This is a genomic window from Bradyrhizobium sp. (assembly GCF_016219575.1).
GTDB lineage: Bacteria > Pseudomonadota > Alphaproteobacteria > Rhizobiales > Xanthobacteraceae > Bradyrhizobium.
Window position 1 is genome coordinate 148887 of record NZ_JACRMG010000001.1, and the last position, 21406, is coordinate 170292.

Sequence of the window (21406 nt, forward strand, 5' to 3'; positions counted from 1 at the left end):
CTTCCGTTCCCCTGCAAGAACGTTCGCATCCGGAGGTCCCTAGATCGCCTTCATCTCGCCCTTGGTCCAGGCTTCGCGCAGCTTGAACTTCTGGATCTTACCCGATCCCGTCAGCGGGAACGCCTCCACCACGAACCAGTGCTTCGGCGTCTTGTGCGGGGAGAGTGACTCGCGCATGTAGGCGACCAGCTCCTCCTTGTCGATGGAAGCTCCCGGCGCCGGCCGGACGAAGGCCGCGACCTCTTCGCCCCATCGCTCGTGCGGCACGCCGATCACGGCGACCTCGCCGACCTTCGGATGCTTGAACAAGAGCTCTTCCAGCTCGCGCGGATAGATGTTCTCGCCGCCGCGGATGATCATGTCCTTCAGCCGGCCTTCGACGGTGCAGTAGCCGCGCGCGTCCATGGCGCAGAGATCGCCGGTGTGCAGCCAGCCGTCCTTGTCGACCGCCGCGGCGGTGGCGTCCGGCATCTCGAAATAGCCGAGCATGACGTGGTAGCCGCGAGTGCAGAACTCGCCGACGGAGCCGATCGGCACCGTCTCGCCGGTGGCGGGATCGATGATCTTGGTCTCCATGTTCGGCAGCGGCAGGCCGATCGTGCCGGCCTTGTCCTCGACGCTGTCATTGGTGCGGGTCTGCGCCGCCACGGGGGAGCACTCGGTCTGGCCGAACACGATGGTGAAGGGCGCGCCGAGCTTCTCCTCGAACAGTCGGACCAGCGGCGCCGGCACGGTGGAGCCGCCGGAACAGATCGCCTTGACCGAGGTGAGATCGGTGGTCGGGAAAGAGGGATGCTCCAGCATGGCGATCAGCATGGTGGGCACGCCGACCATCGCATTGCCGCGATAGGTCCCGAACATTTCCAGCACCAGCGCCGGGTCGAATGCCTCGATCAGCACCTGCGTCGCCGCCTTCGAGACCGCCCCCAGCACGCAGCAGACGCAGCCGCCGGTGTGAAACAGCGGCATGGTGGTGATGAAGACATCGCCGGGATCGACCCCCATGCGGTCGGCCGTATCGGCGCCGTTGTTGAGAAGCCCGCGGTGGCGCAGCAGCGCGCCCTTCGGGAAGCCCGTGGTGCCCGAGGTGTACTGGATCATCACGGGATCGTCGGGGCTGACGTCGGGAAGCTTGATGCTCGCATCGTCGCCGGCGGCGATGAAGGCGTTCCAGTCGTCGAAGCAGATCACCTCGCGCAGCTCGGGGCAATTCGGCTTCACCGCCTGCACCGTCTCCAGCATCGGGTTGCCGCGGAAATTGTTGACGACGAACACGCCGGCCGCGCGCGACTGCTTCAGCACATATTGCACTTCGTTGGCGCGGAAGGCCGGGTTCACGGTGACCAGCACCATGCCCGCCATGCCCGCGCCGAACTCCAGCATGATCCATTCCGGGATATTCTGCGCCCATACCGCGATGCGCTCGCCCTTCTTGAAGCGGGTAAGCAGCGCGCGGGCGGTGCGCTGCGCCTCGCGGTACAACTCGGTGTAGGTCCATTTTCGCCGCAGCGCCGGGTCCGGCACGCCCGCGATCAAAGCGAGGCGATCGGGCGCCGACTCGGCCGCCTTGCGCAGCAGGTCGCCAAAGGTCATTTCCCGCACTGTGGGCACGGTCGGTCCCGCAACATGCGATATTGTCAAAGCCATCTTGTCCTCCCGAGGGCCGGCGTGCACGGGCAGGGCGCCGGTCTTGTCGTCAATATTTTGAAGGCCAAAATGCCTCCCGTCTTGCGTCAATGCAAGCCGCGGCGGCCGCCCTCGGGAACGGGATTAGCCTTTGAGGGTTTGGTTCTCGCGCCATTTAGAGCATGATGGCCGAAATGTTGACCGTGCAGGACGGCCGTGCCTTCGCCAAAGCTCTCCATTTACCGCAAGAAGCGTGATTTCGGCAAAACCGCGGAGCCCTCGGGCGACGCCAGGGTGGCGCCGTCGAGAGAGCGGCGTTTCGTCATCCAGAAGCACGCGGCGACGAGGCTGCACTACGACTTGCGGCTGGAATTCGATGGCGTGTTCAAGTCCTGGGCGGTGACGCGCGGCCCTTCGCTCGATCCGCACGACAAGCGGCTGGCGGTCGAGGTCGAGGACCATCCGCTCGACTACGGCGATTTCGAAGGCACCATTCCCGAAGACCAGTATGGCGGCGGCACGGTGCAGCTCTGGGACCGCGGCACCTGGGATTCTCCCGATCCGGACCGCGGCTTTGCCAAGGGCGACCTCAAATTCAACCTGCATGGCGACAGACTGCATGGCAGCTGGGTGCTGGTGCGGATGAAGGGCGACCGCTTTGGCGGCAAGCGCACCAACTGGCTTCTCATCAAGCATCGCGACGAATACGCCCGCGAGGGCGACGGGAGCAGCATCCTCGAGGAGGATCGCTCGGTCGCTTCCGGCCGGACGATGGCCGAGATCAAGGCCGGCAAGGGCAGGGCGCCAAAGCCGTTCATGCTGGCAAAGGGCGGCAAGACCAGAGCCGATGCGACCTGGGATTCCAGCCGCGGCAGCGCCGCCGAGGTGCGTGCCAAGACCAAGGCGTCGCGTGCGCCGGCCAGAGCGAAGAAGGCCTCAGCGATGCCGGACTTCGTGCCCCCGCAGCTCTGCGCGTCGGTCGAGCGTCCGCCGCGCGGCACCGCGTGGTGCCATGAGATCAAGTTCGACGGCTATCGCGTGCAGCTTCGTGTCGAGGATGGCAGTGTCGCGCTGAATACGCGCAAGGGGCTGGACTGGGCGGACAGGTTTTCCGCCATCGCCAAGGAGGCGCGCAGCCTGCCGGCCGCGCTGATCGACGGCGAGATCGTCGCCGTCGATCACAAGGGCCTGCCGGATTTCTCCGCGCTGCAGGCGGCCATCGCCGACGGCAAGACCGGCAATCTCATCTACTTCGCCTTCGATCTCCTGTTCGCAGGTGACGAAGACTTGCGCGCGCTGCCGCTGCGCGAGCGCAAGGCACGGCTCAAGCGCATGCTGGACGCGCGCAAGGGCAAGGAAAAGCTGATCCGCTATGTCGAGCATTTCGAGGAGGACGGCGAGTCGGTGCTGGAGTCAGCGAGGCAATTGTCGCTGGAAGGCATCATCTCCAAGAAGCTCGATGCCCGCTATCATTCCGGCCGCAGCGAGAGCTGGACCAAGGCCAAGGTGCGTGCCGGGCACGAGGTCGTGCTCGGCGGCTGGAAGACCACCGGCGGCAAGTTCCGCTCGCTGATGGCGGGCGTCTATCGCGGCAAGCATCTCGCCTTTGTCGGCATCGTCGGCACCGGCTTTGGCGCCGACACGGTGCGGCGGCTGATGCCGCATCTCAGGGCAAACGAATCCAGCCAGAGTCCCTTCAGTGGCGAGAACGCGCCGAAGAAGGCACGCGACGTGCACTGGCTGAAACCGACGCTCGTCGCCGAGATCGAATTCGCCGGCTGGACGGCGGACAACAATATCCGTCAGGCAGCCTTCAAGGGCCTGCGGGAGGACAAGCCGGCGCGCGAGGTGGAAGCGGAGGAGCCTTCCATGGTCAAGGTCGCAAAGCCCATCGTGGTCAAGTCGCCGGCGAAGAAGGGCGCCGAGGTGATGGGCGTCGTCATCTCCAACCCCGACAAGGCGCTGTGGCCCGATGGCGGCGACGGCAGGCCGGTGACCAAGCTCGATCTCGCCCATTATTTCGAGGCGGTCGGCAAGTGGATGATCGGGTATCTCAAGGGCCGGCCGTGCTCGGTGGTGCGCGCGCCCGACGGCATCGGCGGCGAAACCTTCTTCCAGCGTCACGCCATGACCGGCACCTCGAAGCTGCTGGAACTCGTCAAGGTCTCCGGCGACCGCAAGCCCTACATCCAGATCGATCGCGTCGAGGGGCTGGCGGCGGTGGCGCAGTCCGGCGGAGTGGAGCTGCATCCCTGGAATTGCGCGCCCGATGCGCCCGATGTGCCGGGACGGCTGGTGTTCGACCTCGATCCCTCGCCCGATGTGGATTTTGCCGCGGTGATCGAGGCAGCCAAGGACATGCGCGAGCGGCTTTCCGCAGTGGGACTCGAAAGCTTCTGCAAGACCACCGGCGGTAAGGGGCTGCACGTCGTGGCGCCGCTGTTGTCAGGTGCGAAAGAACGGGTGGACTGGAAGCAAGCCAAGGCGTTCGCGCAGGGGATCTGCCAGTGGATGGCCAATGACGATCCCGGCCGCTATCTGCTCAACATGTCCAAGCAGAAGCGGCAGGGAAAGATCTTCCTCGACTATCTCCGCAACGACCGCATGTCGACGGCGGTGGCCGTGCTCTCGCCGCGCGCGCGTCCCGGCGCGACTGTGTCGATGCCGCTGACCTGGGCGCAGGTGCGCGGCGATCTCGACCCAAGGCGCTATACTGTACGCACGGTGCCGGCGCTGCTCGCAAGGAGCAAGGCGTGGGACGGCTACGAGGATGCGGCCGGCCCGATCAGGCCGGCGATCGGGAAGCTGGTGGAGAAATTATAGCCGCCATCACCATGCCGTAGGGTGGGTAAAGCCAACGGGTCGCGCGAATGCGCGCCCGATGACGGGCTCCGCGTGCCCACCTGTCTTGCACCGGGCGCGCGAAGGTGGGCACGGCGCTTCGCGCCTTTGCCCACCCTACGAAGTCGCGACGTTCTCTAAAGCTTTCCCAGCAACAGCAGGATCAGCAGGATCACGATGATCAGCCCCAGCCCGCCGCCGCCGTAATAGCCGGTGCCGTAGAACAGACCGCCGCCGACGCCGGAGAATCCGCCGAGCAGGGCGATGATCAGAATGATCAGAATGATGGTACCGATGGACATGACGTCTCTCCTCAGCCCGCGCGGGGCGCAATCGCTCTTGCGTCCGGGGAAACCGATGGGGACCATGAAAGTTCCGCATTTTGCGACGCCTTATCGCAGCCCTTTCGCTTCGTCCGAACGGAACTACATTGAGCTGGCCTGACGGAGGAAAGAGATGTCCGCGCCGCTGATCGTATCCATTCCGCACAGCCTGGGCCGCGAGGAGGCGATGCGCCGCCTGAAGTCCGGCCTGTCGCGCGCGGCGTCGCACGTGCCGGTGCTCAGCGTCGACGAGGAGCGCTGGGAAGACAGCCGCATGAGCTTTCGCGTGCGAGCGCTCGGACAGGCCGCGCACGGCCATGTCGACGTCGCCGAGGATCACGTCAAGGTCGAGGTGACGCTGCCGTTCCTGCTGCAGCGCTTCGCAGAAATGGCGCAGGCGGCGATCCGCGAACGCGGCAGACTGCTGCTCACAAAGAAGTAGCTACGGAGAGCCTGCGAAGGCCAGCACCGTGCGCGGCGGGGCTTCGATCCCGGCGCCGGAGGCGTATTCCGCCGGCGTCTGTTTCAGCTCGGCCGTGCTCAGCACCTGCTGCCAGCGCGCATATTCCGGCAGCCTCGGCAAGTGGAAGGCAATCGCCGCCGGCGCGGCGTTGAGCACGATGAAGATCGGCGCGCCGCCGGGTTCGGCGGGGCCGAGCACGTAGGAAAGGAACCGTCCTTCGGGAAAATTCCAGTCGTGCTCCTTCATTTCCTCCGCCGCCGGTGTTAGCCACAGCACGCTGTACGAGCCGTCGGCACGCCGTTCGTCGAGCCAGCGGTGGCTGCGGATTTGCGGGAAGCGGCGGCGCAAGGCGGTGAGATGGCCGATGAAATCGGTGAAATCCTCAGCCTCGCGGCCGAGATTGTCCCAGTTCACCCAGCCGATCTCGTTGTCCTGGCAATAGGCATTGTTGTTGCCTCCTTGCGAATTGCCGGCTTCGTCGCCGGCGAGCAGCAGCGGCAGCCCCTGTGCGAGCAGCAGGCAGGCGAGCTGGTTGCGGCGCAGCTGGTGCCTGAGCGCGACGATGGCGGGGTCGCCGGTCGGGCCCTCATGGCCGCAATTATTGCTGTGGTTGTCGTTGGCGCCGTCGCGATTGTCCTCGCCGTTCGCCAGATTGTGCTTCGCATTGTAGGAGAAGAGATCGGCGAGCGTGAAGCCGTCATGCACGGTGATGTGGTTGACGGAGCCGCGCGGGGTGCGGCCGTCATGCCGGAACAGGTCGGACGACGCCGTCATGCGGCGCGATACCTCGCCGATCAGGCTGCCTTCGCCGCTCCAGTAGCGCCGCATCGCGCTGCGGTAGCGGTCGTTCCACTCGGACCATTGCGAGGGAAAGGCGCCGACCTGGTAGCCGCCCATGCCGACGTCCCAGGGCTCGGCGACGAGCTTGACCTGCGCCAGCACCGGATCCTGCCGGATCGCGGTGAGGAAACCGCTATGGCGGTCGAATCCGTCCGGCCCGCGCGACAGCGTGGTGGCGAGGTCGAAGCGGAAGCCGTCGACATGACAGACCTCGACCCAGTAGCGCAGCGAATCCATCACCATCTGCAGCACGCGCGGATGGGTGAGATTCAGCGAGCTGCCGCAGCCCGTGAAGTCGTCGTAGTAACGTGGGTTCTCCGGCTTCAGCCAGTAATAGGAGGCGTTGTCGATGCCGCGGAACGACAGTGTGGGGCCCAGATGATTGCCTTCGGCGGTGTGGTTGTAGACTACGTCGAGCATCACCTCGATGCCGGCGTCGTGCAGCCGCGCCACCGCGGTGCGGAAGGAATCGAGCGCATTGTCCCGTGCATTTTCCTGGGCGTAGCGCGGTTCGGCTGCAAAGAAGCCGATGCTGTTATAGCCCCAGTAATTGACGAGCTTCTTCTCCACCAGCACGCGATCGTCGATCAGCGCATGGATCGGCAGGAGCTCGATCGTGGTGACGCCGAGCCGTTTCAGGTGATCGATGACAGCAGGCGAACACAGCCCGCCATAGGTGCCGCGCAGCTGCGGGGGCACGTCTGCGCGCAACTGCGTCAGGCCCCTGACGTGGGCCTCGTAGATGATAGTGTCTTCCCAGGGAATATTGGGCCGCGCTTCGTGCCGGTTCACGAACGTCTCGTCGACCACGACCGCCTTCAGCATGCCGCGCGAATTGTCGCGCCGGTCGAAGGACAGATCCTCGCGCGGGCTGCCGACGCGAAAGCCGAAATGCGCATCGCTCCACACCAGCCGCCCGGCGAGCCGCCGCGCATAGGGATCGAGCAGCAGCTTGTTGGGGTTGAAACGGTGGCCGCACTCGGGCGCATAGGGCCCGTGCACGCGATAGCCATAGAGCTGGCCGGGCGAGACGTCGTTGAGATAGCCGTGCCAGATGTCCTCGGAGCGCTCCGGCAGCTCGATGCGCTCGAGCTCGCGCCGGCCCTGGGCATCGAACAGGCAGAGCTCGACCTTCTCCGCATGGGCCGAGAACAGCGCGAAATTGGTGCCCCTTCCGTCCCAGCTGGCACCGAGGCGTGACGGCGATCCGGCGGACAGGCGCATCAATCAGCTTTCGGGCACGAGGAAGATCGCAGCCAGCGGCGGTATGGTGAGATTAAGTTCGTGGCCGCTGCCTTGCAACGCCTCGACGCCGCCGGCATTGCCAACATTGCTGCCGCCATAATGGGCAGAGTCCGAGTTGAGCGCCTCGCGCCACTTGCCGCCGAAGGGTACGCGGACGCGATAGTTGTAATAGACATTGGGCGAGAAGTTCACGACGGCCACGCAGGCTGTGCGCTCGGCAAATCCCTTGCGCAGCCAGGCGAAGACGTTGCCGTTGGCGTCGTCCGTGACCAGCCATTCGAAACCGGATGCCTCGCAATCCAGTTCATGCAGCGCGGGAACGGTGCGATAGAGCCGGTTGAGATCGGCGATCAGGGCCCGCACGCCGGCATGGTTCTCGTTGTCTAGCAGGTGCCAGTCCAGCGAATGATCGTGATTCCACTCGCGCTCTTGGCCAAACTCGCAGCCCATGAACAGCAGCTTCTTGCCGGGATGGCCGAACATGAAGCTGTAATAGGCGCGCAGGTTTGCAAAGCGCTGCCACTCATCGCCGGGCATTCGGCCGAGGATAGAGCGCTTGCCGTGCACGACTTCGTCATGCGAGAGCGGCAGGATGAAATTCTCGGAGAAAGCGTAGTGCAGGCCGAACAGGATGTCGCCGTGATGGTGCTTTCGGTGCACGGGATCCTTGCCGACATATTTCAGCGTGTCGTGCATCCAGCCCATGTTCCACTTGTAGCCGAAGCCGAGCCCGCCGTGGTCGACCGGGCGCGACACTTGCGGCCATGCAGTGGATTCTTCCGCCGCCGTCATGGCCTGCGGAAAGCGGGCGTAGAGTTCGGTATTGAAGCGGCGCAGGAAGGCGATGGCCTCCAGATTCTCCCGCCCGCCATGCTGGTTCGGAATCCAGCCGCCCGCGGGCCGGCTGTAGTCGAGATACAGCATGGAGGCGACGGCATCGACGCGCAGGCCGTCGATGCCGTAGCGCTCCAGCCAGAACAGCGCGTTGGAGACCAGGAAATTGGTCACTTCCGTGCGGCCGTAATTGTAGATCAGCGTGCCCCAGTCGAGATGCCGGCCCTGCTTGGGATTGGCATGCTCGTAGAGCGCGGTGCCGTCGAAATGGCCGAGCCCGTGCGGATCGTCGGGGAAATGGCCGGGCACCCAGTCGAGCAGCACGCCAAGGCCTTTGGCATGGCAGGCATCGACCAGCGCGGCGAAATCGGCCGGAGAGCCGAAGCGGCTGGTCGGCGCGAACAGCCCGGTCGGCTGATAGCCCCAGGAGCCGTCGAACGGATGCTCGCTGACAGGCAGGAATTCGACATGGGTAAAACCCATGTCGCGGGCGTAGCCCGGCAATTGCTCGGCAAGCTCGCGATAGGTCAGCCAGCGGTTGCCGTCCTTGCGCCGCCATGATCCGAGATGCACTTCGTAGATCGAGACCGGCGCGTGGCGGGCGTTGATGTCGTGCGGCGCCGGCCGCGGCTGCGGCAGCCTGGCCATGTCCATCACGATCGAGGCCGTCTTCGGCCGCAGCTCGGCGGCGAAGGCGACCGGGTCGGACTTCATCGGTAGGTGCTGGCCGCGCGGACCGATGACGTCGAACTTGTAGTGATCGCCGGGCCTGGCGCGCGGGATGAACAATTCCCAATAGCCGTTGCCGCGCAGGCGCATCGGATGCCGCCGCGGATTCCAGTAGTTGAAGTCGCCGACCACGCTGACCCGCCGCGCATTCGGCGCCAGCACGACGAAGGCGACACCCTCGACGCCGTCGAGCGTCAGCGGATGCGCGCCGAGCTTGTCGTAGATGCGCTGGTGCGTGCCCTCGCCGAGCAGATGGAGATCGAAATCGCTCAGCACCGGCGGGAAGCGATAGGGATCGTCCAGCTCCACCACGTTGTTGCCGAAGCGGGCGCGCAGCTGGTAACGCTCGGCGCCTTCCGGCGCAGCGCCGGCGAACAGCCCGGCTTCATGAATGCGCGTCAGCCTGGCGGCCTTGCCGTGCTCGCCCACGGCGTCGACCTGGGTGGCCTCCGGCAGGAAGGCGCGCACGATGGTCTTGCCGCCTTCCTTGTGCAGGCCAAGGTAGCGGAAGGGATCGGAATGGCGGCCTTCGACGATCGCGTAGGCCTCGGCGGGGAGCTTTGTCATTCACTCTTCGGACGGTTGCTGCGACAGCATACGGAGGATGGCGGCGAGGGGGAAGCGCAGCCGGTCCGCCCGGTGCGGTGCCTGGTGCTCGATTTCATAGAGCGCCTTTTCCAGCAGGAAGAAGTCGATCAGCCGTTGCGCGGCCCAGGGATCGTCCGGCCACAGCCGGGCGTCGTGCATGGTCTCGCGGTAGCCGGACAGGAAAGCCTCGACCGAACGGTCGCGCCATTCGCCGAGCCGCAATGCCAGCCGGCCGCGGTCGTCGGGGGCGATTTTCAGTGCGCGCTGCAGCGCCGCTTCCGCCGAGGCATCGATGGAATGGATCAGGCCGGCGACATCGCGCGCCGCCGGCAGCTTGCGCCGGCGCTGCGCCAGCGTGCGGCCCGCCTCGCCCTCGAATCCGGTGATGAAGACGTCGTCCTTGACGATGAGCACCTGTCCGAGTGCGAAATTGCCGTGCTGGCGGATGGCCGCCGGCTCGCGGTCGTGCGGCGGCAGCCGGTTCAGGGCGTCGCGAAGGTTCACCGCCTGCGCCGCGAATTGCTCGATCAGCGGACGGTCGGCCTCCGCCAGGCTGCTGCGATAGAGCTTCAGCACGTCCCGCGCGCGGTCGGCACTCTCCACGATCTCCTGCGTCCAGCGCTGCCAGTCGCCTTCGCGGATCGGTTCGGGTGCAAAATCGGGCTCCACCGTGTCGGCCGCCAGCGCCAGATGCAGTTCGGCCAGCCGCTTTCCGATCTGCGCCATCTGCCGCAGCGGCGTCTGTTCCTCGCCGTCGCCATCCTGCAGGAAGCGCCGTTCCTCGACGAAGCGATCGAGATAGCCCGACGTCACCGTCCAGGCATCGCCCTGGTTCTGCACTTGCGCATGCAGGGTCGCGAGCGCGCTGCGGCTGCCGTCTGGCTCGATCAGCTCGGCGGTACCGAGCAGATCAGGCACTTTGGCGAAGTCCACGACGTCGGTGAGGAAACGGCCCATCTCGATGGCCGGATGGATGCCGGGTTCGAGCTTGCGGAACAGCTTGAACGCGAAGCTGTGATCGACCAGCGCAGAGCTGGCCGGGAATTCGCTCTCGAAGCCGCGCACGCGGCCGGGCTCGCGCACCAGATTGTCGTCGAACTTGCTGGTCGGGCGGAATTCCAGCCTCAATCCCTGCTCGCTTTCGTTCACAGTCAGCCGTTCGCGCAAATTGCGCAGCATCAGCCCGATGAAGATGGGATCGGTCGCAACGTCCAGCAGCGTTCCCTCGCGCGCACCCTGCCGCACGGCGGCGAGCGCCCGCGGATTGTAGTGCTCGCGGTCGAAGCGCACCCATTCGATCTGCATCGGCAGCACATAGCGCGCGGTCTGGCCTTGCTGTTTCGCCTCGAAGAAGGCGACCCACGGCCGGTTGTCGCCGATGTCGCAGAAGGGAATGGCGGAGACCAGCGTCGGCTGGATCGCGCGCGGCGAACGCTCCGGATACCAGCGGGTCCGAGACAGGTGCCCAGGCAGCACGTCGCGCTCGAATACGCTGCGTTCGCGCGCCAGCGACACCCAGGTCGAGCCGACCGGCACCACCAGCGTCTCGAACTCCGGGACGGCGCGGGGCCGCACCGGCTCGGACTTGTCGGGCGCCTGCAGCTGGAACCAGTAGAAGCCGTAGGGTCCCAGCGTGATCATGTAGGGCAGTTCGCCGATCGCGGGAAAACGCGAGCGCCCGAGCATCTCCAGCGGGATGCGATCCTTCCAGGCCGAAAGGTCGAGCTCGGTGGCCTGCGCCGAACGCGACAGATTGGCGACGCAGAGGATGACCTCGTCGCGGTACTGCCTGACATAGGCGAGCACCGCCCGGTTCTCCGGGCGCACGAAGGTCATGCTGCCGCGGCCGAAGGCGGCGGTGGACTTGCGCACCGCGATCAGCTTCCTGGTGGCACTGAGCAGCGAGCCGAGGCTGCGCGACTGCGCTTCCACGTTCACCGCTTCATAGCCATAGACGGGATCCATGATCATCGGCGCATACAGGCGCGCGGGATCTGCGCGCGAAAAGCCGCCATTGCGGTCCGACGTCCATTGCATCGGCGTGCGGACGCCGTTGCGGTCGCCGAGATAGATGTTGTCGCCCATCCCGATCTCATCGCCGTAATAGATGATCGGCGTTCCCGGGAACGACATCAGCAGCGAATTCATCAGCTCGATCTTGCGCCGGTCGTTGTCCATCAGCGGCGCAAGCCGGCGGCGGATGCCGACATTGATGCGGGCGCGCGGGTCGTTGGCGTAGGTCGACCACAGATAGTCGCGCTCGACGTCGGTGACCATTTCCAGCGTCAGCTCGTCATGGTTGCGCAGGAACAGCGCCCACTGGCAGTTTGCCGGGATATCCGGCGTCTGCCGCATGATGTCGGCAATGGGAAAGCGGTCCTCCTGCGCGATCGCCATGTAGATGCGCGGCATCAGCGGGAAGTGATAGGCCATGTGGCATTCGTCGCCGCGGCCGAAATATTCCTGCACGTCCTCGGGCCATTGATTGGCTTCCGCCAGCAGCACCTTTCCCTTGGCGTAGGCGTCGAGCTCGGCGCGGAATTTCCGGATGATGGCGTGGGTCTCCGGCAGGTTTTCGTTGCTGGTGCCGTCACGCTCGCAGAGATAGGGGATGGCATCGAGCCGGAAGCCGTCGACGCCGGTGTCGAGCCAGCGCTTCATCACCTGGATCAGCGCGCTGAATACCCTGGGATTGTCGAAATTGAGATCCGGCTGGTGCGAGAAGAAGCGATGCCAGTAGAACTGGCCGGCCTCGGTGTCCCAGGTCCAGTTCGACTTCTCGGTGTCGGTGAAGATGATCCGGGTACCCGGATATTTCTGGTCGCTGTCGCTCCAGACATACCAGTTGCGCGCGCTGGATTTCGGATCGCTGCGGCGGGCGCGCTTGAACCAGTCGTGCTGGTCGGAAGTGTGGTTGATGACGAGCTCGGTGATGACGCGCAGGCCGCGCTTCTTCGCCTCCTGGATGAAACGGCGAAAGTCCTTCATCGTGCCGAAGTCGGGATTGATGTCGCCGTAATCGGCGATGTCGTAGCCGTCGTCGCGGCCGGGCGAGGGGTAGAACGGCAGCAGCCACAGCGTGGTGACGCCGAGATCCTGCAAATAGTCCAGCTTCTCGGTCAGGCCTGCGAAATCGCCGATGCCGTCATTGTTGCTGTCGCAGAACGCCTTGACGTGAAGCTGGTAGATGATGGCGTCCTTGTACCAGAACTCGTCGGCGGCTGCCTCGGCCGCTGGCACCGCCCTTGCATTCTCCTTTCCGGACCGGTCGCGGCCGGCGATCGACGGAAACATCCCGTCGGCGCGAAGGGCGATGTCGGCCGGGGAGGCCTCGACGTGTTCGGCTTTTTTGTTCACGGTGATGCCACTGCCACAGGAGGGACGGCCCCGTTTCGTCGGCGGAAAGGGAGGCGCACTGCACCCCAATAAAAAGCCGTGGGTAGGGCAATGGTTCCCTCGGAACCGTTTCCTTCCGCCCGCGTTGATCACCTCCCATCTCCTTCCCGTAATTGGACAATTTCGCGACACTTCCGTCACAGTCGCGTGCAAGCAACGTGCCGAATGAACCTTTTTGCCAGAGCCAAAGACCTCGGCATCCAGACCGAATTCATTGACGGACATGGAAACCCCCATGTGACGGCGGCGGATGCCCTGAAGGCGATCTTCGATGCCTTGCCGCCGCAGGCCGCCCGCCGGCTGATCGACGGGCCGGTCGTGGTTCGTCCGGGCCATGGGGCGAATCACGGGGCGCACGGCAAGCTGTTGCCGGGCATGCGCTTTCCGGTGCGGTGGGAAATCGACGGCGGCACCAGCGCTGTGGCGGGGGAGACCGCCGACGGGGCGATCGAATGGCCGGGCCATTTGCCGCCAGGCGTCTACCGCCTGCGACTCTCCGACGCGGCCGGTACGGTCGAGGAGGTGCCGTTCGTATCGGCGCCGGCGCAGGCCTTCGGCGGCGATTTCGACCGCGGCTGGCTGCTGGCGGTGCAGCTCTATGGCGTCCGCTCGACCCGCAACTGGGGCATGGGTGATTTCACCGATCTCGCCGAGCTGATCGAGCTCGCGCATCACTTCGGCGCCGACGGCGTCGGCCTCAATCCGCTGCACGCGCTGTTCGACGACAAGCCCGCGGATTGCAGCCCCTATTCGCCGAACAGCCGGCTGTTCCTCAACGCGCTCTATGTCGACGTCGATGCGATCCCGGAATATCCGGAGGACGCGGTCAGCGCGGTGGCGAACACGACGCCGCGGCTGCGGCAGAGCGAGACGGTCGACTATGTCGCCGTCGCCGCATTGAAATGGCCTGCACTGCGTGCCGCCTTCAAGGCGTTCAAGACGGGAGCGACGCCGGAGCGGCGGGATGATTTCAAGAAATTCCGCACGGACCGCGGCACGCTGCTGTCGCACTTCGCCTGCTTCGAGGTGCTGCGCCACAAATTGAAGAAGCCGTGGTGGGAATGGCCGCAGGAGTGGCGGGTGCCGGATGAAGCCGCCTGCGCCAGGCTGCGCGCAGGCCCGGACTCCGGCGAGATCGAGTTCATCGAATTCGTGCAGTGGAATGCCGATCGCCAGCTCGCCGCCTGCAAGGCGCGCGCAGATCAGCTCGGCATGAAGGTCGGGCTCTATCTCGATGTCGCCGTCGGCGTGCAGTCGAACGGCTTCGATGCCTGGAAGGAGCAGGGCGCGATCTCACGTCTTCTCGGTGTCGGCGCGCCGCCCGATCCGCTCGCGCCGGCCGGCCAGGATTGGGGCCTCGCCGGGTACAACGCGATCGGCCTTGAGCAGCGTTCTTTCGAGCCGTTCCGCCAGATGCTGCAGGCGGCGATGCGCCATGCCGGCGCGATCCGGCTCGACCACGTCATGGGCCTGATGCGGCTCTATCTGGTGCCGCGCGGCTTCGGTCCGCGCGACGGCGTCTATGTGCCGATGCCGTTCGAGGCCATGCTCGCGGTCACGGCGCTCGAAAGCGTCGCCAGCCGCTGCGTCGTGATCGGCGAGGATCTCGGCACCGTGCCAGAAGGCTTTCGCGACCGTACCCGCGACTGGGGTATCTGGTCCTATCTTGTGATGATGTTCGAGCGCGACGAGCATGGCGCCTTCCGCGGCATCGACCATTACCAGCCGAACGCGCTCGTCACCTTCAACACGCATGACCTCGCTACCTATGCCGGCTGGCGTCATTTCGCCGACCTCAAGCTGAAGCGCTCGCTCGGCTTCGACCCCGGCGAAACCGATGACGACCGCTGGCGCGCGCTGACCATGCTCGACCGGGTGCTGGGCCAGCACGGCATCCACGACAACAGCCTCAACGCCGTCGCCGAATTCCTGGCGCGCACCAGGTCGCGCCTGATGGCGATTGCGCTTGAGGACCTGCTGGGCCTCCAGGAGCAACCCAACATTCCCGGCACCATCGACCAGCACCCGAACTGGCGGCGCCGCCTGCCGCTGTGCATCGACGAGATCGCAGCGAGCGTTGACGTTGCCGGGCTGAAAGCGTCGATGCGCGAACGGATGCGCAATTCGTAGCGCGCTTATCCACCGCTTCTCGAAGAACAAGAGTGGAAACGGGTGCGAATGGTTTGCGGGCAGGAGACGTCGAACACGCCAATGAATCGCATTATCACAGCATCGTCCGAGCGAAACTGAACGGCCTGTTGCTTGGCCTAACGGATTCCGGAAAATCGGAGCCGAAGAACAGCAAACGGCCGATGACTTAAGGTATCCTTAAACGTAATCGGAGACCTTCTGACGCAGCAGATACCTTTCCGCGCGGCAATCCATGTCACTACTTTCGTCCGTCAGCCAGGCTCTCCGCCAGCACTCTTCCACGCATCTGGACGCCAACGCGGCCTTGACAGCCGAGCTTGCCACCCTTCACCAGCGTGACGAGCGATTGATCGAATTCGTCCGCGCGCTGGCGCGGGGCGATCTTCAGGGCCCCGCGCCCGATGGGGACGATGCGTTGTCGCAGGCATGCCGGGATCTTGTCACGCAGATCAAGGAGATGACGTCGGCACGTCTGGACCGGACCGTCGATATCAGTATCCAGGGCAACGAGACCGCGATTTCGGCGGCGCGATTGCTGTCGGCGTCCCGCGAGATCGATTCGTCGACACAGGCGCTCGCGTCGGCGAGCGAGGAGATGGTCGCCTCGATCGGCCAGATTCGCGCAACCGCAGCAGGCGCGGCCTCCAATGCGGCCGAGATGCGGGTCAGCGCCGTCCACGGCAGGACGACGGTCGATTCCGCCGTCACGACAATGAAGCGGGTCGGTCAGACCGCCCATCAGGCCTCCGAGCGGATTTCGGCGCTCAGCCAGGCATCGGAGGCGATCGGCTCGATGGTGAGCTCGATCGACGCGATCGCGAGGCAAACCAACCTGCTGGCCCTCAACGCGACCATCGAGGCTGCCCGGGCCGGCGATGCAGGCCGCGGCTTTGCCGTGGTCGCAACCGAGGTGAAGAGCCTGTCGCATCAAACCAGCAAGGCGACCGAGGATATCACGGCCCTGATCGCCAAGTTGCGCGCCGAGATCAACGCCATCGTAGAGGCAATGGCCGAGTGCACGAAGGCGTCGGTCGAAAGCGAAGGCGTGGTGGCCGTGCTGGGCGATGCGATGGCCGGCGTCGAGACTCACGTCGCCGGGGTCACGACCGGCATGGAAGAAATTTCCGGCATCCTCAATCAGCAGGCGGGAGCCGTGCGCGAAATCGCCGAGGGAATTACCGGCATTGCCGCCAAGACCAGGCAAAGCGTCGACCAGGTCGTTGGCATCTCCGGGCAGCTCGATCTCGCCCAGGGCCATGTGGGGCGCGAGCTTCAGGAGCTTTCGGAGCTGTCGTTCGAGGGCAAGATCGTGCGGCTCGCGAAGGCGGATCACGTCATCTGGAAGAAGCGGCTCGCCGACATGGCTGTTGGTCGCGTCACACTGAAAGCCGATGAACTGGCGGACCATCACTCCTGCCGCCTCGGCAAGTGGTACTACGGCGACGGTTCGAACGGATTGCGCGACCGCCCGGCCTTCAGGAACCTCGAAACGCCGCACGAGCTCGTGCATCGGCACGGCAAGCGCGCGGCCGCCTTGTTCGCGACCGGCGACTTGCCGGGGGCGCTTGCGGAGATAGAGAAGGTCGATGCGGCATCCAGGGATGTCGTCGCTCTGCTCAACGAGCTGTCACGCTGACCTGAGATCCTCCGCCTGGACCTCCGCTCGCGCTTCGAGCATCGGTCGGGCGGCGTCCTTGCGGGACTTGCCGGCTCGCAGGACCGGCGCCCGCGCCAGCAGCCCGGGGACCAGCGCTTCCGCCGCCTCGGCGCCCGAGATGACCACGGCCTCCACGCCTGCGCCGGCGTTGCCGCCGCCGGCAATCACGAGATTTCGCAGCGGCGATTTCGAACCTTTCAGGCGTCCTGAGCGCGAAACTCCGTAGATGGCGCCTGCGCTCGCCCAGTCATACCGCGCATAGGTCACGGGGCTCGCGTCGGTGCGATAGACGATGTGCCGCCGGAGATCGGGAATGGCGGTTTCCGCTGCGGTAATCATCTCGTCGCCGAGTTGCTGCTTGCGCGCCTCGTATTCCTCTGACCGCCGCCAATCCTTCCAGTCCTGGCGGCCTTCGGGCGGAAACCAGTCCCTGGCCTTGGCATGGGGCAGGATCGAGATCAGCATCAGCGTCGAATGCCCCTTTGGCGCGGCTGATGGATCGAGCTTGGACAGCATGGCGAGCCCGACGCCGCGCGGCGAATCCACATGCACTGCCGGCTGGATGTCGGGATCGAAATCGAGGCCGAGATGAACGCTGAAGGCGGAATTGGCGGGCTCTGCCGCGGCGATGCGGTCGCGGAAATCGGCCGGCAGGCATTCAGGCTCGACCAGCTCGAGAAAGGTCCGCTTGATATCGGCGTTCGAAACGACCGCCGTGGCGCGAACGGTCTCGCCGATGCCGAGGACCACGCCGGCAGCCCGCCCCTGTTCGACGAGGATGCGCTCGACCCTCGATTTCAGTCGCACCTCGCCGCCGCGCCGCTCGATTGCCTCCACCAGGGCATCGGCGAAGGCGCCGGAGCCCCCGAGCGGATAATGCCCACCCTTGAAATAGTATCCGAAGATCGGGACCATCTGCGCGCATGTCAGGCGCTCGCCACCGTCGCCGAGATAACCCGACAGCGCGTTGAGCATCCGGATCACCGCGGGATCGCTGACATGGCTGGCGACGAGCTTCTCGAATGGCTCGTTCATCCAGCGATAGGCCTGTGGATGTTCCCTGGGAAACGCCAGCATCGCCTCGATCGTTTCCGGCATGCCGGGAATTCCGGAGCGGCCGTGCCCGGTCGAGAACATGTCTTCGAAGATCGCGTGGATGGTTTCGAACAGGCTGCGGATGCCGGCCGCGCTTTCCGGAAATTCCCTGCACAGCAGCTCCACGTAGTCGCGCCAGTTCTCGGGAACGTCGATACGCCTGCCGGCCAGGCGATAGCTGTGGCTGACGCGCTTCCATTGCAGGCGGTCGGCGATGCCGAGCCGCTCCAGCAGGCCGGTGATGGTGCCGCCCGGCCAGACGCCGGAGAAATCATGCGGTCCCGCATCGAAGCGATAGATCACGGGCTTGTTGTCGTGATGCGCCTTGCGCAGGTAGTTGTGGCAAAAGCCGCCGGGCAGCACGTGGTGCTCGAACACCTTGACCTTGAGGCCGGCGTCCGCGAGCAGGGCCGCGGCCGTCAGCCCGCCGATGCCGGCGCCGACGATAGCCACGTCGCAATCCACCGCGGTTCTCGCCGCAAAGGCAGGGGCGGGCCAGTGGAATGTCTCGCGCGCGGCGCGCATCCGCTCCAGCGCATGGCGGATTGCCAGCCGCGGCCCGAAAATCGACAGCAGCGCGCCCGCAACCACGATGGCGGTCGTCACCCATGGCGACACCCCGGACCAGCGGCAGATGCCGATGGCGAGAAACAGGATTCCCCACAGACCGGTCATCGCAAGATTGACGACGAGGAACTGTGGCGTGCCGGCGCTGTCCGGATAGGCCGCGCGGGAATAATCTGCCGTCCAGGGCCGGCCGAATGCCGCGCTGAGCAGGCTGATCGCGCCGAGGCCGGCAAAGGAGAGCCAGAGCGCATTGGTCGCGGCCCAGTCCGGGGCGGCAAGTTGCCCGACGGCAAGCGAGGCGAACAGGGCGAGCCCGCCGGCTTCCAGCGTCATGAAATCGCGACGCCAGGCACGCCACAAATTGCCGGCCAGCGAGAGCGCAAACCCCGACCAGATCGCCCAGTCGGGGTGGCGGGCGCCGAGCAGCGCCCAGAACACGGCAAAGGGGATCAGCGCCAGTTTCACCGTGAGGAAGATCTTCATGCTCCGGCCCTCGGTTGCCGCGGACCCGTTCTACGGTCGCGGTCTGCGATGGCCATTCGAGCGGCGCGAGAGGCCTCCCGCGATGAGCCAGCGCAATCTTTCCAATGTAAAGATAACGATAGTCCGGAAAGGCCGTCCGCGTCAATCAAATCTTTACATTGTAAAGTTGGGTCGGCGAGACGGCGCTCGGGGCCGGCCGCAGGCGGATCGCGCCGCTGGTCCCGGGAAACGGTCAAAAACCCTGTTGTTTCAGGATGATCTCCATCGCGGCGGCAAAGCCGTCCTCTTCGTTCGACGCCGTGACATGGCTGGCCTGACGCTTGATGCCGTCCGCCGCATCGCCCATCGCAAACGACAGGCCGCTCCTGGCGAACATCGGCAGGTCGTTCTCCATGTCGCCGATCGTCGCCACCGCGGCCGTCGGGATGCCGAGCCGCTGCGCCATCGCCTCGACGAAGGTGCCCTTGTCACGGCCGGGCGGGGTGATGTCGAGATAGAATGTCTGCGAGCGGACCGCGGTGGCCTCGTTGCCGATGGCTTCGCGCATCGCCTCCTCGCAGCGCTGCAGCAACGCCGGATCGGAGCTGGCGCCGACGATCTTGCTGACGCCGTGCAGGTAAGGCGCAAAATTGGCGACAACGGTCGGCGCATGCCGGATCGCGCGCTGCTCGAGCCCGACATATTCCCCGCCTGGATCGCGGATCAGCCACCGGTCGTGATCGAACAGCCAGATGTCGGTACCGAAATGTTCGAGTACCGCGAGGCTGCGGGTCACGACGGAAGCCGGCAGGGTGTGATGCTCGATCGCCCTCAATTGCGGGTCGACGATCGAACTGCCGTTGAAGGAGCCGAACGGCAGCGCCAGCGCCAGGGGCTCGATCAGAAATCCCATCCCGACAGTCGGCCGGCTGGAGACGATGGTGAAGCCGATACCGGCCGCATGAAGTCTCCGGACCGCGGCCCTGGTCGCGTCGGTGATCCGCTTGTCCGGTGTGAGCAGGGTGCCGTCGACGTCGGACACCACGAGCTTGATGGCGGTCATGCGGGAGCGAGCTTCAGCTGTCCGACGATGTCGTCGACGATGGCCTCCACCGTTGCATCGATCGAAACGCTCACCGCGCCTTCGTCGAGGGTCGGCCGTTCCAGCGTCTTGAACTGGCTGTCGAGCAGGCCCGGCGGCATGAAGTGACCGGCGCGTCCGGCGAGGCGTCCGGCGATCAGCTCCTGCGTGCCGTCGAGGAAGACGATGCGGACATCGTCGCGGCCATGCACGAGCACTTCGCGATAGGCGCGCCGGAGCGCCGAGCAGGCGACGACGGCGCGCTGGTCCTTGCCGCACAGCCGGTCGATCTCGTCTGCGATGGCTTTCAGCCAGGGCCAGCGATCCTCATCGGTGAGCGGCTGGCCGGCGCTCATCTTGGCGACGTTGCTCGCCGGGTGAAATTTGTCACCGTCCTCGCAGCGCCAGCCGAGACGCTCGGCAAGGGCTTCCGCAACCGTGCTCTTGCCGGCGCCGGAGACGCCCATCACGATCAGGGCGCAGGGTGTTTCGTCGTTACCCTTCGCCATGGAGTCTCACGCCTTCGGACCGGGCTTGTTCGGCTCCTTGTGACCGCCGAAGCCCGCACGCATCGCCGAAAGAATCTTTTCCGCAAACGTATGCTCCTTGCGCGAGCGGAAGCGGGCAAACAGCGCGGCGGTCAGTACCTCCGCGGGCACCGCTTCATCCACCGCCGCATTCACGGTCCAGCGGCCTTCGCCGGAATCCTCGACATGGCCGGAGTAGCCATCGAGCGTCGCATTCTCGGCGAGGGCGGAAGAGGTGAGGTCGAGCAGCCATGACGGGATCACGCTGCCGCGCCGCCATACTTCGGCGATGTCGGCGATGTCGAAGTCGAAGCGATGCTCGGCCGGCAGCGCCTCGATGTTCGCATTCTTCAATATGTCGAAGCCCTCGGCATAGGCCTGCATCAGCCCGTATTCGATGCCGTTGTGGATCATCTTGACGAAATGCCCGGCGCCCACCGGGCCGGCGTGGATATAACCCTGCTCGACCCTGACGTCGCGGCCCTCGCGATGCGGCGTGCGCGGGATGTCGCCGATCCCCGGCGCGAGCGCGGCAAAGATCGGATCGAGCCGGTCGACCGCGGCCTTGTCGCCGCCGATCATCATGCAATAGCCGCGCTCCAGTCCCCAGACGCCGCCGGACGTGCCGACGTCGAGATAATGCAGCCCCTTCGCGCGCAATGCCTTGCCGCGGCGGACATCGTCCTGCCAGAATGAATTGCCGCCGTCGATGATGGCGTCGTCCTTCTGCATCAGGTCCGCAAGCGTGCCGATCGTGGCTTCGGTGATCGCGCCTGCCGGCAGCATCACCCATGCCGTGCGCGGCGGCGTCAGCGCTTTCACGAACTCCTCCAGCGTCGCGGCCCCGACCGCGCCTTCCGCCGCCAGCGCGGCGACCGCTTTCCGGTCCTTGTCGTAGACGACGGTCGAATGCCCGCGCTGCATCAGGCGGCGGACGATGTTGCCGCCCATCCGCCCCAGGCCGATCATGCCGAGCTGCAT

Annotated in this window: 13 protein-coding genes, 1 tRNA gene and 1 pseudogene; 5 read left to right on the plus strand and 10 right to left on the minus strand. The window is 65.6% G+C overall.

Translation table 11 applies throughout. The features are described from left to right. Positions 1 to 39 precede the first annotated feature (39 nt). Entirely contained in the window at positions 40 to 1647 is a 1608-nt protein-coding gene (locus HZB49_RS00710; protein WP_291608512.1) for an AMP-binding protein, read from the minus strand. A gap of 195 nt (positions 1648 to 1842) precedes the next feature. Between HZB49_RS00710 and ligD the strand changes: the two genes are divergently transcribed. After that, positions 1843 to 4449: a DNA ligase D gene (ligD, locus tag HZB49_RS00715; RefSeq protein WP_291608513.1), complete on the plus strand. Its 2607-nt coding sequence runs from the start codon at positions 1843 to 1845 to the stop codon at positions 4447 to 4449. A 155-nt stretch (positions 4450 to 4604) separates the two neighbouring features. On the opposite strand, the gene HZB49_RS00720 is transcribed toward ligD, so the two are convergent. Continuing rightward, entirely contained in the window at positions 4605 to 4769 is a 165-nt protein-coding gene (locus HZB49_RS00720) for a DUF3309 family protein (protein WP_291608514.1), read from the minus strand. 154 nt (positions 4770 to 4923) lie between these two features. Here HZB49_RS00720 and HZB49_RS00725 point away from each other — a divergent pair, with 154 nt between their 5' ends. Continuing rightward, complete coding sequence (locus tag HZB49_RS00725) at positions 4924 to 5232, plus strand: polyhydroxyalkanoic acid system family protein (RefSeq protein ID WP_291608515.1); 309 nt, start codon at positions 4924 to 4926, stop codon at positions 5230 to 5232. On the opposite strand, the gene glgX is transcribed toward HZB49_RS00725, so the two are convergent. Both glgX and HZB49_RS00735 read right to left on the minus strand, forming a co-directional pair. After that, positions 5233 to 7317 (minus strand): glycogen debranching protein GlgX, encoded by a 2085-nt coding sequence (gene glgX, locus HZB49_RS00730; protein ID WP_291608516.1) that lies wholly within the window; start codon positions 7315 to 7317, stop codon positions 5233 to 5235. 3 nt (positions 7318 to 7320) lie between these two features. Continuing rightward, positions 7321 to 8130: an alpha amylase C-terminal domain-containing protein gene (locus tag HZB49_RS00735; RefSeq protein ID WP_291608517.1), complete on the minus strand. Its 810-nt coding sequence runs from the start codon at positions 8128 to 8130 to the stop codon at positions 7321 to 7323. A 12-nt stretch (positions 8131 to 8142) separates the two neighbouring features. On the opposite strand from HZB49_RS00735, the gene HZB49_RS00740 reads away from it, so the two are divergent. Then, positions 8143 to 8236: transfer RNA gene (locus HZB49_RS00740), tRNA-OTHER, on the plus strand. Positions 8237 to 8517: 281 nt separating this feature from the next. Here HZB49_RS00740 and HZB49_RS30010 read toward each other — a convergent pair. Continuing rightward, positions 8518 to 9468: pseudogene (locus HZB49_RS30010) on the minus strand (1,4-alpha-glucan branching enzyme); the annotation flags it as partial. After that, the gene (gene treS / locus HZB49_RS00750) at positions 9469 to 12783 is read right to left on the minus strand and encodes a maltose alpha-D-glucosyltransferase (RefSeq protein ID WP_291608640.1); all 3315 of its coding nucleotides are present in this window, start codon (positions 12781 to 12783) and stop codon (positions 9469 to 9471) included. A gap of 267 nt (positions 12784 to 13050) precedes the next feature. Here treS and malQ point away from each other — a divergent pair, with 267 nt between their 5' ends. Both malQ and HZB49_RS00760 read left to right on the plus strand, forming a co-directional pair. Continuing rightward, the gene (gene malQ / locus HZB49_RS00755; RefSeq protein WP_291608519.1) at positions 13051 to 15015 is read left to right on the plus strand and encodes a 4-alpha-glucanotransferase; all 1965 of its coding nucleotides are present in this window, start codon (positions 13051 to 13053) and stop codon (positions 15013 to 15015) included. Positions 15016 to 15268: 253 nt separating this feature from the next. Next, positions 15269 to 16672, plus strand: a complete 1404-nt coding sequence (locus HZB49_RS00760; protein ID WP_291608520.1) for a methyl-accepting chemotaxis protein — start codon at positions 15269 to 15271, stop codon at positions 16670 to 16672. Here the strand turns inward: HZB49_RS00760 and HZB49_RS00765 are convergent. From HZB49_RS00765 to gnd, 4 genes are all read right to left on the minus strand, one after another. After that, positions 16664 to 18838, minus strand: a complete 2175-nt coding sequence (locus HZB49_RS00765; protein ID WP_291608521.1) for an NAD(P)/FAD-dependent oxidoreductase — start codon at positions 18836 to 18838, stop codon at positions 16664 to 16666. The two genes, HZB49_RS00760 and HZB49_RS00765, sit on opposite strands and share 9 nt — an antisense overlap. A 232-nt stretch (positions 18839 to 19070) precedes the next feature. Further along, positions 19071 to 19880 (minus strand): Cof-type HAD-IIB family hydrolase, encoded by an 810-nt coding sequence (locus HZB49_RS00770; RefSeq protein WP_291608523.1) that lies wholly within the window; start codon positions 19878 to 19880, stop codon positions 19071 to 19073. Beyond that, complete coding sequence (locus tag HZB49_RS00775) at positions 19877 to 20407, minus strand: gluconokinase (protein ID WP_291608524.1); 531 nt, start codon at positions 20405 to 20407, stop codon at positions 19877 to 19879. The genes HZB49_RS00770 and HZB49_RS00775 overlap by 4 nt, the downstream gene beginning before the upstream one ends. A 6-nt stretch (positions 20408 to 20413) precedes the next feature. Then, positions 20414 to 21406, minus strand: a complete 993-nt coding sequence (gene gnd / locus HZB49_RS00780) for a phosphogluconate dehydrogenase (NAD(+)-dependent, decarboxylating) (RefSeq protein WP_291608525.1) — start codon at positions 21404 to 21406, stop codon at positions 20414 to 20416.

Excerpts from the sequence above, each read along its gene's own strand:
- malQ (WP_291608519.1), top strand. The coding sequence starts at position 13,051 with ATGAACCTTTTTGCCAGAGCCAAAGACCTCGGCATCCAGACCGAATTC.
- HZB49_RS00735 (WP_291608517.1), bottom strand. The coding sequence starts at position 8,130 with ATGACGGCGGCGGAAGAATCCACTGCATGGCCGCAAGTGTCGCGCCCG.
- glgX (WP_291608516.1), bottom strand. The coding sequence starts at position 7,317 with ATGCGCCTGTCCGCCGGATCGCCGTCACGCCTCGGTGCCAGCTGGGAC.
- HZB49_RS00725 (WP_291608515.1), top strand. The coding sequence starts at position 4,924 with ATGTCCGCGCCGCTGATCGTATCCATTCCGCACAGCCTGGGCCGCGAG.
- treS (WP_291608640.1), bottom strand. The coding sequence starts at position 12,783 with ATGTTTCCGTCGATCGCCGGCCGCGACCGGTCCGGAAAGGAGAATGCA.
- HZB49_RS00720 (WP_291608514.1), bottom strand. The coding sequence starts at position 4,769 with ATGTCCATCGGTACCATCATTCTGATCATTCTGATCATCGCCCTGCTC.
- HZB49_RS00760 (WP_291608520.1), top strand. The coding sequence starts at position 15,269 with ATGTCACTACTTTCGTCCGTCAGCCAGGCTCTCCGCCAGCACTCTTCC.
- HZB49_RS00765 (WP_291608521.1), bottom strand. The coding sequence starts at position 18,838 with ATGAAGATCTTCCTCACGGTGAAACTGGCGCTGATCCCCTTTGCCGTG.
- gnd (WP_291608525.1), bottom strand. The coding sequence starts at position 21,406 with ATGCAGCTCGGCATGATCGGCCTGGGGCGGATGGGCGGCAACATCGTC.
- HZB49_RS00770 (WP_291608523.1), bottom strand. The coding sequence starts at position 19,880 with ATGACCGCCATCAAGCTCGTGGTGTCCGACGTCGACGGCACCCTGCTC.
- HZB49_RS00710 (WP_291608512.1), bottom strand. The coding sequence starts at position 1,647 with ATGGCTTTGACAATATCGCATGTTGCGGGACCGACCGTGCCCACAGTG.
- HZB49_RS00775 (WP_291608524.1), bottom strand. The coding sequence starts at position 20,407 with ATGGCGAAGGGTAACGACGAAACACCCTGCGCCCTGATCGTGATGGGC.